Annotated in this window: 12 protein-coding genes, 2 tRNA genes, 2 rRNA genes and 2 riboswitches; of the genes, 3 read left to right on the forward strand and 13 right to left on the reverse strand. The window is 56.7% G+C overall.

Features of this window, described 5'->3' with window-relative positions; translation table 11 throughout:
• Positions 1–154 precede the first annotated feature (154 nt).
• The 3 genes from CDUR_RS10825 to murA all read right to left on the reverse strand — a co-directional run bounded on the left by CDUR_RS10825 (position 155) and on the right by murA (position 6646).
• Positions 155–3280: ribosomal RNA gene (locus tag CDUR_RS10825) — 23S ribosomal RNA — on the reverse strand.
• 238 nt (positions 3281–3518) lie between these two features.
• A 16S ribosomal RNA gene (locus CDUR_RS10830) occupies positions 3519–5061 on the reverse strand.
• Together the 16S and 23S rRNA genes form the textbook arrangement of a ribosomal RNA operon.
• Positions 5062–5380: 319 nt before the next feature.
• A complete protein-coding gene (gene murA / locus CDUR_RS10835; protein WP_179418219.1) occupies positions 5381–6646 on the reverse strand; it encodes a UDP-N-acetylglucosamine 1-carboxyvinyltransferase in 1266 nt (421 codons plus the stop codon).
• 38 nt (positions 6647–6684) lie between these two features.
• On the opposite strand from murA, the gene CDUR_RS10840 reads away from it, so the two are divergent.
• Positions 6685–7293, forward strand: coding sequence for a cob(I)yrinic acid a,c-diamide adenosyltransferase (locus CDUR_RS10840; RefSeq protein ID WP_006062171.1), 609 nt, complete (start codon positions 6685–6687; stop codon positions 7291–7293).
• A 13-nt stretch (positions 7294–7306) separates the two neighbouring features.
• Here CDUR_RS10840 and ramA read toward each other — a convergent pair whose 3' ends face one another.
• From ramA to CDUR_RS10865, 5 genes are all read right to left on the reverse strand, one after another.
• A complete protein-coding gene (gene ramA, locus CDUR_RS10845; protein WP_040358876.1) occupies positions 7307–8146 on the reverse strand; it encodes an acetate metabolism transcriptional regulator RamA in 840 nt (279 codons plus the stop codon).
• A gap of 569 nt (positions 8147–8715) precedes the next feature.
• Positions 8716–8845, forward strand: a riboswitch (cobalamin riboswitch).
• Positions 8846–9085: 240 nt separating this feature from the next.
• Complete coding sequence (locus tag CDUR_RS10850) at positions 9086–9871, reverse strand: energy-coupling factor ABC transporter ATP-binding protein (protein ID WP_233452942.1); 786 nt, start codon at positions 9869–9871, stop codon at positions 9086–9088.
• Positions 9872–9882: 11 nt separating this feature from the next.
• Positions 9883–10611: a cobalt ECF transporter T component CbiQ gene (gene cbiQ, locus CDUR_RS10855; RefSeq protein WP_179418221.1), complete on the reverse strand. Its 729-nt coding sequence runs from the start codon at positions 10609–10611 to the stop codon at positions 9883–9885.
• Positions 10611–10940, reverse strand: coding sequence for an energy-coupling factor ABC transporter substrate-binding protein (locus tag CDUR_RS10860; protein ID WP_006062167.1), 330 nt, complete (start codon positions 10938–10940; stop codon positions 10611–10613). The genes cbiQ and CDUR_RS10860 overlap by 1 nt, the downstream gene beginning before the upstream one ends.
• Positions 10937–11635: an energy-coupling factor ABC transporter permease gene (locus tag CDUR_RS10865; protein ID WP_006062166.1), complete on the reverse strand. Its 699-nt coding sequence runs from the start codon at positions 11633–11635 to the stop codon at positions 10937–10939. The genes CDUR_RS10860 and CDUR_RS10865 overlap by 4 nt, the downstream gene beginning before the upstream one ends.
• A gap of 48 nt (positions 11636–11683) precedes the next feature.
• Positions 11684–11877: riboswitch (cobalamin riboswitch) on the reverse strand.
• Between the two features lie 128 nt (positions 11878–12005).
• Here CDUR_RS10865 and cysK point away from each other — a divergent pair.
• Together cysK and epsC are read left to right on the forward strand one after the other, a co-directional pair.
• Entirely contained in the window at positions 12006–12941 is a 936-nt protein-coding gene (gene cysK, locus CDUR_RS10870; protein ID WP_179418222.1) for a cysteine synthase A, read from the forward strand.
• A 68-nt stretch (positions 12942–13009) separates the two neighbouring features.
• Positions 13010–13594, forward strand: a complete 585-nt coding sequence (gene epsC / locus CDUR_RS10875; RefSeq protein WP_006062164.1) for a serine O-acetyltransferase EpsC — start codon at positions 13010–13012, stop codon at positions 13592–13594.
• On the opposite strand, the gene CDUR_RS10880 is transcribed toward epsC, so the two are convergent.
• From CDUR_RS10880 to CDUR_RS10900, 5 genes are all read right to left on the reverse strand, one after another.
• The gene (locus CDUR_RS10880) at positions 13582–13851 is read right to left on the reverse strand and encodes a GNAT family N-acetyltransferase (protein ID WP_006062163.1); all 270 of its coding nucleotides are present in this window, start codon (positions 13849–13851) and stop codon (positions 13582–13584) included. The two genes, epsC and CDUR_RS10880, sit on opposite strands and share 13 nt — an antisense overlap.
• An 82-nt stretch (positions 13852–13933) precedes the next feature.
• A tRNA-Phe gene (locus CDUR_RS10885) sits at positions 13934–14006 on the reverse strand.
• A 33-nt stretch (positions 14007–14039) separates the two neighbouring features.
• Positions 14040–14113 (reverse strand) — tRNA-Asp (locus CDUR_RS10890).
• A 79-nt stretch (positions 14114–14192) separates the two neighbouring features.
• A complete protein-coding gene (locus tag CDUR_RS10895; RefSeq protein ID WP_179418223.1) occupies positions 14193–14540 on the reverse strand; it encodes a hypothetical protein in 348 nt (115 codons plus the stop codon).
• Entirely contained in the window at positions 14537–14971 is a 435-nt protein-coding gene (locus CDUR_RS10900; RefSeq protein WP_179418224.1) for a MarR family winged helix-turn-helix transcriptional regulator, read from the reverse strand. Before CDUR_RS10900 ends, CDUR_RS10895 begins: the two co-directional genes overlap by 4 nt.
• Positions 14972–15096: the final 125 nt, after the last annotated feature.

Raw genomic sequence — 15096 nt, forward strand, 5'->3', positions numbered from 1 at the left:
CTGCACAGCAAACACGAAACCACACACCACCAACAGCAGCACACACAAACCCACACAAGGCCCATGCTTTCCTGTTCACTATATTTTCTTCATGCCATGTAACACGCATGCGTTTTCCACAATCCTGTGGCACACCACCACCTACTATCTATGGGGTATGTTTGTGTCGGTCATATTAGTATCGGTCATCTCACAACACCTTACGATGCTTCCAACTCCGACCTATCAACCCCCTCATCTACAGGGAACCTCAACAGAAACCTCATCTCACAACAGGCTTCCCGCTTAGATGCTTTCAGCGGTTATCCCTCCCGCACATAGCCAACCAGCCATGCCACCGGCGTGACAACTGGCACACTAGAGGTACGTCCATCCCGGTCCTCTCGTACTAGGGACAGCCTTGTTCAAGTTTCCACGCGCGCGGCGGATAGAGACCGAACTGTCTCACGACGTTCTAAACCCAGCTCGCGTGCCGCTTTAATGGGCGAACAGCCCAACCCTTGGGACCTACTCCAGCCCCAGGATGCGACGAGCCGACATCGAGGTGCCAAACCATCCCGTCGATATGAACTCTTGGGGAAGATCAGCCTGTTATCCCCGGGGTACCTTTTATCCGTTGAGCGACACCACACCCACACGTTGATGCCGGATCACTAGTCCCTGCTTTCGCACCTGCTCCACCCGTCAGTGTCACAGTCAAGCTCCCTTACTGCACTTACACTCTAAAACCTGATTACCAACCAAGCCGAGGGAACCTTTGGGCGCCTCCGTTACCATTTAGGAGGCAACCGCCCCAGTTAAACTACCCACCAGGCACTGTCCCAAAACCCGATCAGGGCCCACAGTTAGATGCACACAACAACCAGAGTGGTATTTCACCAATCGACTCCACACCCACTAGCGTGAATGCTTCCACGTCTCCCACCTATCCTACACAAGCTGCAGCACACACCAATACCAAGCTATAGTAAAGGTCCCGGGGTCTTTTCGTCCTGCCGCGCGAAACGAGCATCTTTACTCGTACTGCAATTTCACCGGGCCTATGGTTGAGACAGCAGGGAAGTCGTTACGCCATTCGTGCAGGTCGGAACTTACCCGACAAGGAATTTCGCTACCTTAGGATGGTTATAGTTACCACCGCCGTTTACTGGGGCTTCAATTACCCGCCTCACACACCACGTGGTGTGCTCACGAGTCCTCTTAACCTTCCAGCACCGGGCAGGCGTCAGTCCGTATACCTCGACTTGCAACGTCTTCGCACGGACCTGTGTTTTTAATAAACAGTCGCTTCCCTCACTTCTCTGCGGCCACACACAACGCACACCGCACAAGGGTGATTGCCGCACATGGCCCCCCTTCTCCCGAAGTTACGGGGGCATTTTGCCGAGTTCCTTAACCATAGTTCACCCGAACGCCTTAGTATCCTCAACCAGACCACCTGTGTCGGTTTCCGGTACGGGCCGTGCACACACATCGCTAGAGGCTTTTCTCGACAGCACAGGCACATCAAACATCCCCAACAATCTGGGTACGCATCACGCCTCACCCTTAAATGCAGAACGGATTTACCTATCCTGCGGGCCACACGCTTACACCACAATCCACTCAGTGGCCTTGACTACCAATCTGTGTCACCCCATCGCTTGGCTACCAACGATCAAGATCCCACGCACCACACACCAACAAACACACAACGTGTGAACATCAATGGTAGTGGGTGGTTAGTACAACCGAGTCACCACTGGTCGCGCATACACGGGTACGGGACTATCAACCCGTTATCCATCGACTACGCCTGTCGGCCTCGCCTTAGGTCCCGACTCACCCTGGGAAGATTAGCTTCACCCAGGAACCCTTAGTCATCCGGCGAACACGTTTTCCACATGTTTTTCGCTACTCATGCCTGCATTCTCACTCGCACACACTCCACCACCACTTCCGTGACAGCTTCTCAGCATGCACGACGCTCCCCTACCCAACACACACCAAAGACGTGCATGTTGCCGCGGTTTCGGCGGTGTACTTTATAAGCCCCACTACATTATCGGCGCATCACCACTTAACCAGTGAGCTATTACGCACTCTTTCAAGGATGGCTGCTTCTAAGCCAACCTCCTGGCTGTCTTCGCGATGACACCTCCTTTTCCACTCAGCACACCCTTAGGGGCCTTAACCGACGATCTGGGCTGTTTCCCTCTCGACGTCACGGAGCTTATCCCCCGCCGTCTCACTGCCACGCTCGCATATTATTGGCATTCGGAGTTTAGCTGGCATCGCTAAGATGATCGTCCCGCATCAACCAACCAGTCGCTCTACCACCAACAACAACCACGCAACGCTGCACCTAAATGCATTTCGGGGAGAACCAGCTATCACGGAGTTTGATTGGCCTTTCACCCCTACCCACAGCTCATCCCCTCAGTTTTCAACCTAAGTGGGTTCGCGCCTCCACAATGTTTTACCACCGCTTCACACTGGCCATGGGTAGATCACCCCGCTTCGGGTCCAGAACATGCCACTTAACACACCCTCATTAGGATTCGCTTTCGCTACGACTACCCCACACACACGGGTTAACCTCGCGACATGCCGCTGACTCGCAGGCTCATTCTTCAAAAGGCACGCCACCACCCCACACAAGGGGCTATGACGGATTGTAAGCACACGGTTTCAGGAACTATTTCACTCCCCTCCCGGGGTACTTTTCACCCTTCCCTCACGGTACTAACTACACTATCGGTCACGCCAAGTATTCAGGCTTACCGGGTGGTCCCGGCAGATTCACAGCAGATTCCACGAGCCCGCTGCTACTCGGGAAAATACGCACACACCCCAACCACATGTCTTCAGGTACCGGACTCTCACCGTCTACGGCAGGCGATTCCACACCACTTCCCCTAACACACAATCCAAGGGTGCCAGCCAGTGGTAGCCAGCCAGACACACGCATCCCACAACCCCCTACACGCAACCCCTACCAAGTATCATCCACGCATAGAGTTTAGCCATCACCTCCGCCTTCGCTCGCCACTACTAACGGAATCACATATTGTTTTCTTCTCCTACGGGTACTGAGATGTTTCACTTCCCCGCGTAACCCCCATACCACCTATTTCATTCAGCAGCAGGTGACCGCACATAACCACGGCCGGGTTTCCCCATTCGGACATCCTCGGATCAACGCTTAATCGGCAACTCCCCGAGGCTTAACGCAGCCCTTCACGTCCTTCATCGGCTTGACATGCCCAGGCATCCACCGTGCGCCCTTACAACAAACACACCACCCATCCGGCGGTGCGCCACACGAAAAACACACACAAAACAACACAAGAAATTAAACAGAAAAATGATTTCGCGTCCACTATACAGTTCTCACACAACACCACCCCACCACCAGCAACCATCATGATCACCAGCAGACAAGGACGTAAAATTCCACACATTTATTATGTGGGACACCCAACAGCCACACCAAGCACCACACCCCCTATTGGATACACACCACATATTCTCCCTAGAAAGGAGGTGATCCAGCCGCACCTTCCGGTACGGCTACCTTGTTACGACTTCGTCCCAATCGCCAATCCCACCTTCGACCACTCCCCCCACCACAAGTGGTGGTTAGGCCATGGGCTTCGGGTGTTACCAACTTTCATGACGTGACGGGCGGTGTGTACAAGGCCCGGGAACGTATTCACCGCAGCGTTGCTGATCTGCGATTACTAGCGACTCCGACTTCATGGGGTCGAGTTGCAGACCCCAATCCGAACTGAGGCCGGCTTTCAGAGATTAGCTTCACTTCACAGTGTCGCAACCCGTTGTACCGACCATTGTAGCATGTGTGAAGCCCTGGGTATAAAGGGCATGATGATTTGACGTCATCCCCACCTTCCTCCGAGTTGACCCCGGCAGTTTCTCATGAGTCCCCACCAAAAATGTGCTGGCAACATAAGACAAGGGTTGCGCTCGTTGCGGGACTTAACCCAACATCTCACGACACGAGCTGACGACAACCATGCACCACCTGTGCACCAACCACAAGGGAGGACGTATCTCTACGCCGATCTGGTGCATGTCAAACCCAGGTAAGGTTCTTCGCGTTGCATCGAATTAATCCACATGCTCCGCCGCTTGTGCGGGCCCCCGTCAATTCCTTTGAGTTTTAGCCTTGCGGCCGTACTCCCCAGGCGGGGCGCTTAATGCGTTAGCTACGGCACAGACTGCAAACACACAGCCCACACCTAGCGCCCACCGTTTACAGCATGGACTACCAGGGTATCTAATCCTGTTCGCTCCCCATGCTTTCGCTCCTCAGCGTCAGTAACTGCCCAGTAACCTGCCTTCGCCATCGGTGTTCCTCCTGATATCTGCGCATTTCACCGCTACACCAGGAATTCCAGTTACCCCTACAGCACTCTAGTCGTGCCCGTATCGCCTGCACGCCCGGAGTTAAGCCCCGGAATTTCACAGACGACGCGACACACCACCTACGAGCTCTTTACGCCCAGTAAATCCGGACAACGCTTGCACCCTACGTATTACCGCGGCTGCTGGCACGTAGTTAGCCGGTGCTTCTTCTCCACGGTACCGTCACCCACCAGGTGGGCTTCGTCCCGGGCGAAAGGAGTTTACAACCCGAAGGCCTTCCATCCCCCACGCGGCGTCGCTGCATCAGGCTTGCGCCCATTGTGCAATATTCCCCACTGCTGCCTCCCGTAGGAGTCTGGGCCGTGTCTCAGTCCCAATGTGGCCGTCCACCCTCTCAGGCCGGCTACCCGTCGCCGCCTTGGTAGGCCATTACCCCACCAACAAGCTGATAGGCCGCGGGCTCATCCCACACCGCACAAGGCTTTCCACCATGACCCCTACGCCATGGTCGTATGTGGTATTAGACCCAGTTTCCCAGGCTTATCCCACAGTGCGGGGCAGATCACCCACGTGTTACTCACCCGTTCGCCACTCGAGTACCCACCACCAAGGTGGCAGGCCTTTCCGTTCGACTTGCATGTGTTAAGCACGCCGCCAGCGTTCGTCCTGAGCCAGGATCAAACTCTCCAACCACAACACACACAAACAAATGCGTGTGTCGTGCACAAAAACAAAACAAAAACAAAATAAATAGTGTTTCAAGCGTGTATCTCTTCAACAAGAGCAACACACCCCCACCACCACAGGGTCGGGGTGTGCGACACCCACACAACAACACTAGTGTGTGGGTGTGTGTAGTACTTGGTACGCTATTGAGTTCTCACACAACAAAAAAATAAGCATCCGCCAACCCCTGGAGCACACGCGTGTGTGCTGGGGTTTTGCTTCGGCGACCTGATATAAGTTACCCACCGTGTCAGGGTTTGGCAAACCCCCAGCACAACACAGGTTTTTACTCGACTACGCGCTCCACTTTAGCGCCGAGTGCGTTAAGGTTTTCCACAAAGTTCGGGTAGCCACGGTCGATGTGGTAGACATCGCGGACCTCGGTCACGCCGTCGGCACGCAAGGCCGCGAGCACAAGGCCAGCACCCGCGCGAATGTCGGAACTCCACACGGTGGTGGAGGAAAGCTGCTCTTTGCCTCTCATCACCACATGATGCCCATCAACATGAGCGTCGGCACCGAGGCGGAGCATTTCGTCAACAAAGCGGAAGCGCGACTCGAAGACGTTTTCCGTGATCACGCTCATTCCCTCGGCGACTGCGGCAAGGCCAATGGCCATGGGCTGTAGGTCGGTGGGGAATCCTGGGAACGGTAGGGTTTGGAAATCCACGGCACGCGGGCGGCCGTCCATACGCACGCGGAAACCGTTTTCGTAGGTTTCAATGATGGCACCTGCAAGCTTGAGTTTCTCCAACGGAAGGTGCAGGTGGCGGGGCGGGATACCGCCGACGGTGATGTCGCCACGGGTGATGGCGGCGGCGTATGCCCAGGTGCCTGCGACGATGCGGTCGCCCACGACATCGTGAGTTGTAGGGTTGAGCCGTTCCACGCCGGTGATGGTGAGCGTGTTGGAACCCGCGCCTTCAATGCGTGCGCCCATGGAGATGAGCATTTCGCAGAGGTCCACAATCTCCGGTTCGCGGGCGGCGTTGTCCAGAATGGTCACGCCATTGGCAAGTACTGCGGCGGTGAGGATATTTTCGGTGGCCCCCACAGACGGGAAGTCCAGGACAATGTGGGCGCCCTTGAGCTGGTCCGTTTCGGCGACCACGCAACCGTGCTCAATGTAAGTTTTCGCCCCAAGCTTTTCCAGACCAGTTTGGTGCATGTCCAGGGGCCGCGAGCCGATGGCATCGCCACCTGGCAACGCCACCACCGCACGCCCGCAGCGCGCGGTGAGGGGACCCAAGACACACACGGAGGCTCGGAACTGCCGCACGGCCTCAAAGTCCGCATCGGATTTCAGGTCGCTTGGCGTGGTGATATACACGGATTGCCCGCTGATCATGACGGAACAGCCGAGACCTTCCAAGACATCCTTCATGTACGGGACGTCGAGAATTTCAGGGCAGTTATTCAGAACCGTTGTGCCTTCAGCCAGAAGGGCCGCGCCCATGAGTTTCAGCACACTGTTTTTAGCACCACTGACCTTCACCGCTCCCCGAAGCTGGGCCCCGCCTGTTACCAAAAATTTGTCTTTTTTTTCACTCACAAGCTTATAGCCTATGCGGTTTCGTCTAGGTTGGTGGTATGGCAGTGCATCTTACCAAGATTTATACCCGTACCGGCGACGATGGAACCACCGGTTTGTCCAATTTCGACCGCGTCCCCAAAGACGATTCACGATTGGTGGCCTATGCGGATTGTGACGAGGCCAACTGCGCCATCGGCCAGGTTTTAGCGCTGGGCAACCCAGGTTCGGAAATGAAAAACACGCTTATGCGCGTGCAAAACGAACTGTTTGACGCTGGCGCAGACCTTGCGACCCCCATTGAAGAAAACCCCAAGTATCCCCCACTCCGCATCGATCAAAGCTACATCGACCGTCTAGAGCACGACTGCGACCATTACAACACCAACTTAGAGCCGCTGAACTCGTTCATCCTCCCCGGAGGCACCCCCGCGGCAGCCCTTCTGCACACCGCCCGCACCATTGTGCGGCGCGCCGAACGCGCGGCATGGGCTGCGGTGCGCGAGCACCCGGACACCACCTCAAAACTACCGGCCAAGTACCTGAACCGCCTCAGCGACTTGATGTTCATCCTGGCCCGGGTAGCCAACGATGGCGACGACGTCCCGTGGGTCCCCGGCGGCGAGCGTAACGACGCCCCAAGGGCCAAGCCCACCAACAAGGGTTAAGCCTCGCTACCAGCTACGGCAGGGCACCGATCCGGCGTGCAGCATTAACAGCCTCGTAGCGTGTGTGCGCGCCGAGTTTACGCATGACCGAACGCAGGTAACTCTTCACGGTCTCTGCGCCAATGCCCATCTCTTCCGCAGCCTCCACGTTGGTATGACCCAATGCAACACAGGCCAGCACATCCAGTTCGCGAGCAGATAGCTTAGTAGTCTGCTTCACGCGAACTGGAGTAACCATCTGGTCGCAGAGTTCCTCAAGCTCGCGGCGTAGCTCCTCGTCACCAACGCGGTTAGCCAGCATGCGCAGCTTCGAATGAGTCGAGCGCACTTGCTCCCATTCGGCACCGTTCATCACGCGTCCGGGTTTACCTAGACCCCCGCGGCCGTCGCCACGCCGGAACGCGGCGTTAATGGCCAAGTCCTGTTCGAGGGTGCGGGCGGTCATGGTGACTTCCTCAATAACCTTGTCACCCAGGCGCACCGGGGAATGAACCCCCACGTACAGCACGCCACGGATTTCCCGGTGCACAATCACCGGAACAGCAACGATGGAGTAGAGACCCTCGTCTTGAATAATGTTGTCGTATTCGTGGGAGATGACATTAGCCCGCGTGTAGTCGCTCACGCCGACGGGTCGGCGCGTGGTCACAACCCTGCCACCGACTCCACAGCCCGAGTCGATGATGAGGTTTTGCAGAGCAGGAGTCCGCAGTCCTACCCACGCACTAATTTGCAGACGATTATCCGGCAGCACAGCAGCGAACATCGTAACGGGAATGCCCGTCGCAGTCTTCAATGACGTTAGTGCGGCGCGAATCGCGTCCTCATCGTCCTTGATGCGTTGGGAATCCAACCTCAAAACCTCCTGCACAACCACCCGACTTGGTACACCCGCCGGATTTTAACTTCCTATGTAAAGTGAAGTATATCCTCCCGACGGGGGGTACGCATACCGATTTTTGGGAGTCTTTTTTTACATAAATCCACAAACGTACGCCCTATTAAGGGGTAGGTAGCCTTATTGATTACCCCCGACGATCTACCCCCACGAGACGCCAATATCGTACTCATTTTCATTATCACGAAGTGTCACTGAGGGGGTGATTTTTCAGCACACGCTCCATCGGTTCACCCCTCACACACCCCCAATTTTTCCACGTCACAGCACCCAGGTTCCAGCTGCTGCACATCTGCATTTTTTAGCATGTAACTGCACAACGGCATATAAAAGATGCATTATTGGCATCATAATTTTCTTCTACAAACACATATAGGCGAATGAACAGTCTATTTGGGTTCCCACATCCAGCGCCAGAGCAGACTCCCCCTAATTGGGTTAGTAAAGTAGCGAAGATCACTTTTCTTACCCCTTCTTGCCCCCTCCACACCCTGACAATAAGGCTCTTCTTAGCGTTTTCGGGTAAAATCATCTGTGCAACTGGCCCGGCCACTTTCGTGAGCGATGGTGGGCGGCGCAAGAGGGAATCCAGTGAGACTCTGGAACTGTCCCGCAACGGTAAAGTCCGACACCTGCCGGTTGTGCTACATCAATAACTCGGCAACGAAGCGTGACACCAAGGGCGGCACCCCTTAGACGATCACCTAGCGGACACATCGATTCATTGCTGTTTTGTGAGGTAGCCCGTACATGCCCGTGGACAGGCATATTTCGGAATACGCACACGTGAATAGTCAATCTCAGGTTCCTCCTCGCACCTCCCGTGTAACCAGCCTGAATTGCTACCTCACCTTCCGAAAACTCCCTGTTCGCGGGCATGTTTTTGGATAAGGGTCACAGCACATCCTCTGGACGTTTAACGGTCCGACCAAGTGCTACGGACACGACAGGTGCCCACGGCAATTCAAGTCGCGCTTTACGCAACAGCTCTGTATCAGAAAGAATGTGGTCGCAGCTGCCCACAGTGAGTCGGCCGTCCAGCAGCACCACAACGTCAGTGGCAAACTCATAGGCCAGATTGACATCATGTGTTGACAGCACCACGGCCGCCTCCAAGCCTTCAATGGTGCGAAGCAGCTTCCTGCTCCCAGCGGGGTCGAGTCCAGCCGTAGGTTCGTCAAGCATCAAAACGTTAGGCTGCATGGCCAGTGCACCAGCAAGCGCGACACGTTTGCGCTGGCCATAGGACAATTGGTGCGGAACTTTCTCCGCCAATTCACTCACTTCGGCGGCCATCATTGCTTGATCAACGCGGGACTCCACCTCCTCCGGAGTCAACCCCTGGTTCAGGGGACCAAAGGAAATGTCTTCACGCACAGACATAGCAAAAATCTGATCATCTGGTTCTTGAAGCACAAGCTGCACATGCGCACGGGCAAAGTCACGTGCCTGTTTCTTGCGGCGAGCACGGGTGATCGGAGTGCCAGCAATCACTAGTTCACCGCTTGTCGGGGTCCATGCGCCGCTGAGCAGGCGGAATAGTGTGGATTTACCACTGCCATTTTCACCCAGCACGGCGATCCGGGCACCTTCCTGGACGCTCAGGCTCACCTGATGCAGGATCTCGGGGCCGGTGTCGTGGCTGAACGACGCTTCCTTCAATTCAACAAGAGTAGCCATCTCACTTCGCTTCATAAGACAATCGAACTTGCAATAATGGCGCTGAGTAGCAGCACGTACCCTCCCGCGTACCACCAGCGCACCGGCCGGATGACACGGAGAGTGTTGTACATCGTCGCGGGGTCACCCCGCAGTTCGACCCCCTCCCCCAGCCGCCGCGCCCGAGTAAAGGCCACCACAAACAGCGATGACGCTAACCCAGCGGACGATCGAATCCACCGACTCATGGAACTATGCCCCAGACGCTGAGCCTGCGCCTCCCACATGCTGCGCGAGGTAACAATCAGGGTGGAAATCATCCGATAGGTCAGCGCCGTGACGTAAACAGTTGAGGTGGGGAAACGCACCGAGTGCATCCACCCAAACAACTCCGCCATGGGAGTGGTCAGGGCGAACAGCATGGTCGCCATCATTCCCACGATGCATCGCGCAAGAACTGTGGCGGCAGTGATGGGGCCGGCGTCGATAAGCACAATGCCTTGAGGGGTGATGGCGAAGATCAGCGGCCCCAGGCCCAACGCTACAAACGATGCGGGGGCGGCGACGAGCGCGGAGTAGAGCCGCCACGGAACCCCCGCACGCCACGCTGCCACTAACAGAACCGTGGCGATGGAGGGCAAGGCCGGAATCGGCGGGAGAGAAATGGCGCAAAAGAGCAGGCCAATGAGCAACAGTGCCTTCTCACCAACGTTATGAGTTGCCCATCGGCTCGTTGCCGCCGCGCGTTCCAGGGCGTTCATTAGCCCTGTTCAGAGCCTTTTTCGGAGTCGCGAAGGGCTTTATTCCGACCTCGGTAGGTTCCCAACGCATACCCCAAAAAGCCTGCGCCGAGTGCTGCTTGCAAGGCGAAGAGGCCGGACTCTACTTCGGGTGGCAGTTCGCCAACCAGTGGTGAGAACCACGGCTTGTAGTCTGGGTTTTGCTCTTGGACAACGGATTCGGCAGAGCTGTCTGTACCACCGAATTGTTCTTCAGAGTTCGGATCACCGAGGTTAAAGAACATGGGGAAGGCTGCGATGATGATGGCCAGACCGATCAGCACCCACGTCAGTGTGGTTGACTTTTTCATGCTCGTGCTCCTTCCAGTGGGGCTTCCTCAGTGTTGGAGCGTCTGCGCAGGATGCCCAGCGACCGCAGCTCCTTCGGGGCAATGGTCGTGAGGCTGCGGAAGATCAGGACAGTGAGAATGCCTTCCACAATCGCCAGCGGCACCTGCGTCGGGGCATACAACGCAAGGAAGGTAGCCACCGCGTTACCGAATCCTGCGCCGTGGTGCGCGGCGGCCAGCTGCAGGGCCGTAACCACGTACGTGGACAGGTCAGCGAAAAACGCTGCGAAGAAGATGCTGATGCTTGACGATGCCCCCATCTTCCGCAACGCCGTCCACACCCCGAAGCCGACCCATGGGCCAACGATGGCCATAGAGAAGATATTGGCCCCTAAGGTGGTGATACCACCATGCGCGAGAAGAAGTGCCTGGAAGAGCAGCACAATGCTACCCATGAAGGCCATCACTGGTGGTTTGAACAGCACAGCTCCCAGGCCGGTTCCTGTGGGATGCGATGACGATCCGGTCACGGACGGGATCTTGATGGCACTGAGCACGAACGTAAATGCACCTGCCGCGCCGAGCAACAGGCCAGTTTCCGGATTTTCTTTCAATTGCTTCCGCACCGCGTAGGCTCCGTGCGCCACGAACGGCATCGATGCCGCGCCCCACGCAATGCAATGGGCAACAGGAAGGAAACCTTCTGCAATATGCATGAGAGTTTGCCTCTTTCTGTAGTCGGGTCCGTCACCTCGCGGACCTCCTGGTTGTGACTCACCGCAGCCGGTCTCCTGGCTTTGCTCACTTTCCCCTGGGGGTACTGCACGCCTTCCCATCGGTGCGTCAGGTGACAGTGGCATGCAGGCTGGGGTTTATGAAGTTACATGAACATACAGTGGCGAGGGCCGCTGCTGGATTCTCACCAGCATTCCCGTTCACTGCGGCACTTGCAACATTATCACCCTGGCCTGAATAGCCGTATCATTTCCCCGACCCAGACACATTTTAGACAACTTTGTCTAGAGTTCTGTCTATGTTTGGTATAGAGTATCTCCTGTAACCCTGAAACTAACAAAGGAGAACCACGTGGGTCACATCTACCAGGACATCACCGAAACCATTGGCAACACCCCGCTAGTCCGCCTCAACCGCCTCACAGACGGCCTGCCCGGCGAGGTGCTGGTAAAGCTGGAGTTCTTTAACCCCGCCAACAGCGTGAAAGACCGTATCGGCCGCGCCATTATCGAAGCCGCAGAAGCCGACGGCACCCTCAAGCCCGGCGGAACCATCGTGGAGGCAACCTCCGGTAACACCGGCATCGCGCTTGCCCTCGTCGGTGCTGCACGCGGCTACAAGGTGGTGCTCACCATGCCGGAAACCATGTCACTCGAACGCCGTGTCACGCTCCGCGCCTACGGTGCAGAAATCGTGCTGACTCCTGGTTCCGCAGGCATGCAGGGTGCTGTGGACAAAGCCAACGAGATTGTCGCCGAAACCGAAGGTGCCATCCTTGCCCGGCAGTTCTCCAATCCCGCCAACCCCGCAGTGCACCGTGCCACCACCGCCGAAGAAATCTGGAAGGACACAGACGGCGCAGTGGACATCTTCATTGCAGGCTTTGGTACTGGCGGTACCGTCACCGGTGTGGGCAACGTGCTGAAAGAGCGCAAGCCTTCAGTGGAAATCTACGGTGTGGAACCAGAAGCATCCGCCCTGCTCACCACCGGCAAGGCTGGCCCCCATAAGATTCAGGGTCTCGGCGCCAACTTCATCCCCGACATCCTGGACCGCAAAGTACTTGATGATGTCTACACCGTCTCCAACGAAGATGCCATTGAGACCGCCCGCAAACTCGCTTCCGAAGAAGGCATCCTTGGCGGCATCTCCACCGGTGCCAATGTCTACGCTGCCTTGAGGCTTGCTGCGTTGGAAGAAAACCGCGGCAAAACCATCGTCACCGTTGCCTGCGACTACGGTGAGCGCTACGTCTCCACCGTACTTTTCGACGACATCCGCAACTAGACCACCCAGTCTCCACACCCCTGCGTCATTGCGTGACGCGCGGGGTGTTTTCTATAGAATTGAACCCCATGAATCGCATCGTCTCGATGATCCGCGAAGACCTCGCCAACGCCCGCGACCACGACCCCGCAGCCCGTGGCGATATCGAAAACGCCGTCATTTACTCCGGGCTACACGCCATCTGGGCCTACCGCATCGCCCACGTCCTGTGGAAACGCGGACTGAAACTCCCGGCGCGCATCCTCTCCCAGTTCACGCGCTTTCTCACCGGCGTGGAAATCCACCCCGGCGCCACCATCGGTCGGCGCTTCTTCATCGACCACGGCATGGGAGTGGTCATTGGCGAAACCGCTGACATCGGCGACGGCGTGATGCTGTACCACGGGGTAACCCTGGGCGGTCAGGTGCTCACCCAGACAAAACGCCATCCCACCCTGGAAGACAACGTCACCGTGGGCGCTGGGGCGAAAGTGCTGGGCCCCATCACCATCGGTGAAGGCAGCGCCATTGGCGCCAATGCTGTAGTGACCAAAGACGTACCCGCCAACCACATTGCCGTGGGTATCCCGGCGAAAAGCCGACCCCGCAAGTCCGAGGAATGCATCAAACTGGTGGACCCGGACGCTTACGTGGTGGCTGACTACTCCATATAGCCTGGGTTTTTGGCCACGAAGTTGGCCACTGCGGAACAGGTGGGGACAATGCTGAAGCCGCTGCGCAAGGAATCATCCAGTGCTTCCTTGATCAGTGGCTTTGATAGTCCCTGGCCCTGGAACTCGTCAAAGACCACGGTGTGGTTGAAATCGCGAATGGTGCCTGATTCAACATAATCGGCAAACCCCGCGACCTGCCCATCCACCTCAATGGTGTAGCGGCTCTCGGCCGGGTTGTGCTGCGTGACAATAGCCATACGATCATCTCCTTGACTCATGGAATTTAGGGCATCGTACGCAAAAAGCGCCTGCTACATGTCTAGCAGACGCTTTTAGGTGTGCCCAAGACCAGGATCGAACTGGTGACCTTCCACTTTTCAGGCGGATGCTCTACCGACTGAGCTACCTGGGCAGAGTTTGTGGTTTTTACTCCATGAAAACTCCGCGACCCTGACGGGACTTGAACCCGCGACCTCCGCCGTGACAGGGCGGCGCGCTAACCAACTGCGCCACAGGGCCAAAAAGATTATGCCTGGGTTGCCCCATCGCACGAGAAAAAACTTTACACAGGTGATAGGAATACTGGCAAACCGGCATGTCAATAGGCCATTTGCACGAGCACTGCGGTTGCCAAGTGCACTGATGCAAGCGCCAAAGGTGCTACGACGGCACCGACGACGCGGCGTCGACACCCGATGGCGGCATCCAAGACCTGAATGGTACCCGCAACTACAAGCCACGGGACCGCATGCTGAGCGGCGACGATGAGCACATATACCAAGCCTGCGCCGAAAGGAATGGCGCGGGCCGCATACATGGCGGCGTAGTAGCGGGACCCCGCATCGGCAGGCGCACCCGATAGGAGCGTGGGCCGAGCCAAGGCCACTATGCCAAAAACAATGGTGACCATTGCCATGACGGCATTGATGTCAATGATCCAGTTCATTGGAGGTTACCTTCCATCGTGGTTAAGCACCGACGCAGCACCGCAATATCATGGTCAGATAGCCCGGCCACGGCGCGGGCATTCACAGCGGCTGCGGCCTCGCGAGCTTGGCGTATGTCTTGTGTGGCTTCCGGGGCAAGCGAGACGACATGCCGCCGGGCATCTTCTGGGGATTTTGAGCGCACAATACGGCCCCGCTGCTCCAACCTGCGCAGAAGCTCCGTGAGCGTGGCGACGTCCATGCCGGTGCGTTTGGATATTTCTTTTTGGGAACTGCCCGGGTGCTCATAAATGTCCTGCAGGACAGCAAACTGCGCGGAGGTCATGCCGCCTGGGATTGTTGCCAACGCCGAGGTAAACGCGGCGTGAAATTCACGGGCGAGGCGGTTGACCAGGAAACCCATGGATGTGGGGAGAAAATCAGGGGACATAATTCGTATACTAATTAATTTGAGGCGGATGGTCTAGGGGTGGACGAGTGCGCGCACAAAGCACGTGACTCATCACGCTCTGTCAAAAGCCCATATCCATGACAAAAGTCATGCCTTGCCCATGA

Origin of the sequence: Corynebacterium durum, assembly GCF_030408675.1 — a bacterium.
Classification (GTDB): domain Bacteria; phylum Actinomycetota; class Actinomycetes; order Mycobacteriales; family Mycobacteriaceae; genus Corynebacterium; species Corynebacterium durum.

Excerpts from the sequence above, each read along its gene's own strand:
- epsC (WP_006062164.1), top strand. The coding sequence starts at position 13,010 with ATGAATCGCATCGTCTCGATGATCCGCGAAGACCTCGCCAACGCCCGC.
- CDUR_RS10860 (WP_006062167.1), bottom strand. The coding sequence starts at position 10,940 with ATGAAAAAGTCAACCACACTGACGTGGGTGCTGATCGGTCTGGCCATC.
- CDUR_RS10850 (WP_233452942.1), bottom strand. The coding sequence starts at position 9,871 with ATGGCTACTCTTGTTGAATTGAAGGAAGCGTCGTTCAGCCACGACACC.
- cbiQ (WP_179418221.1), bottom strand. The coding sequence starts at position 10,611 with ATGAACGCCCTGGAACGCGCGGCGGCAACGAGCCGATGGGCAACTCAT.
- CDUR_RS10840 (WP_006062171.1), top strand. The coding sequence starts at position 6,685 with ATGGCAGTGCATCTTACCAAGATTTATACCCGTACCGGCGACGATGGA.
- CDUR_RS10880 (WP_006062163.1), bottom strand. The coding sequence starts at position 13,851 with ATGGCTATTGTCACGCAGCACAACCCGGCCGAGAGCCGCTACACCATT.
- CDUR_RS10865 (WP_006062166.1), bottom strand. The coding sequence starts at position 11,635 with ATGCATATTGCAGAAGGTTTCCTTCCTGTTGCCCATTGCATTGCGTGG.
- CDUR_RS10895 (WP_179418223.1), bottom strand. The coding sequence starts at position 14,540 with ATGAACTGGATCATTGACATCAATGCCGTCATGGCAATGGTCACCATT.
- CDUR_RS10900 (WP_179418224.1), bottom strand. The coding sequence starts at position 14,971 with ATGTCCCCTGATTTTCTCCCCACATCCATGGGTTTCCTGGTCAACCGC.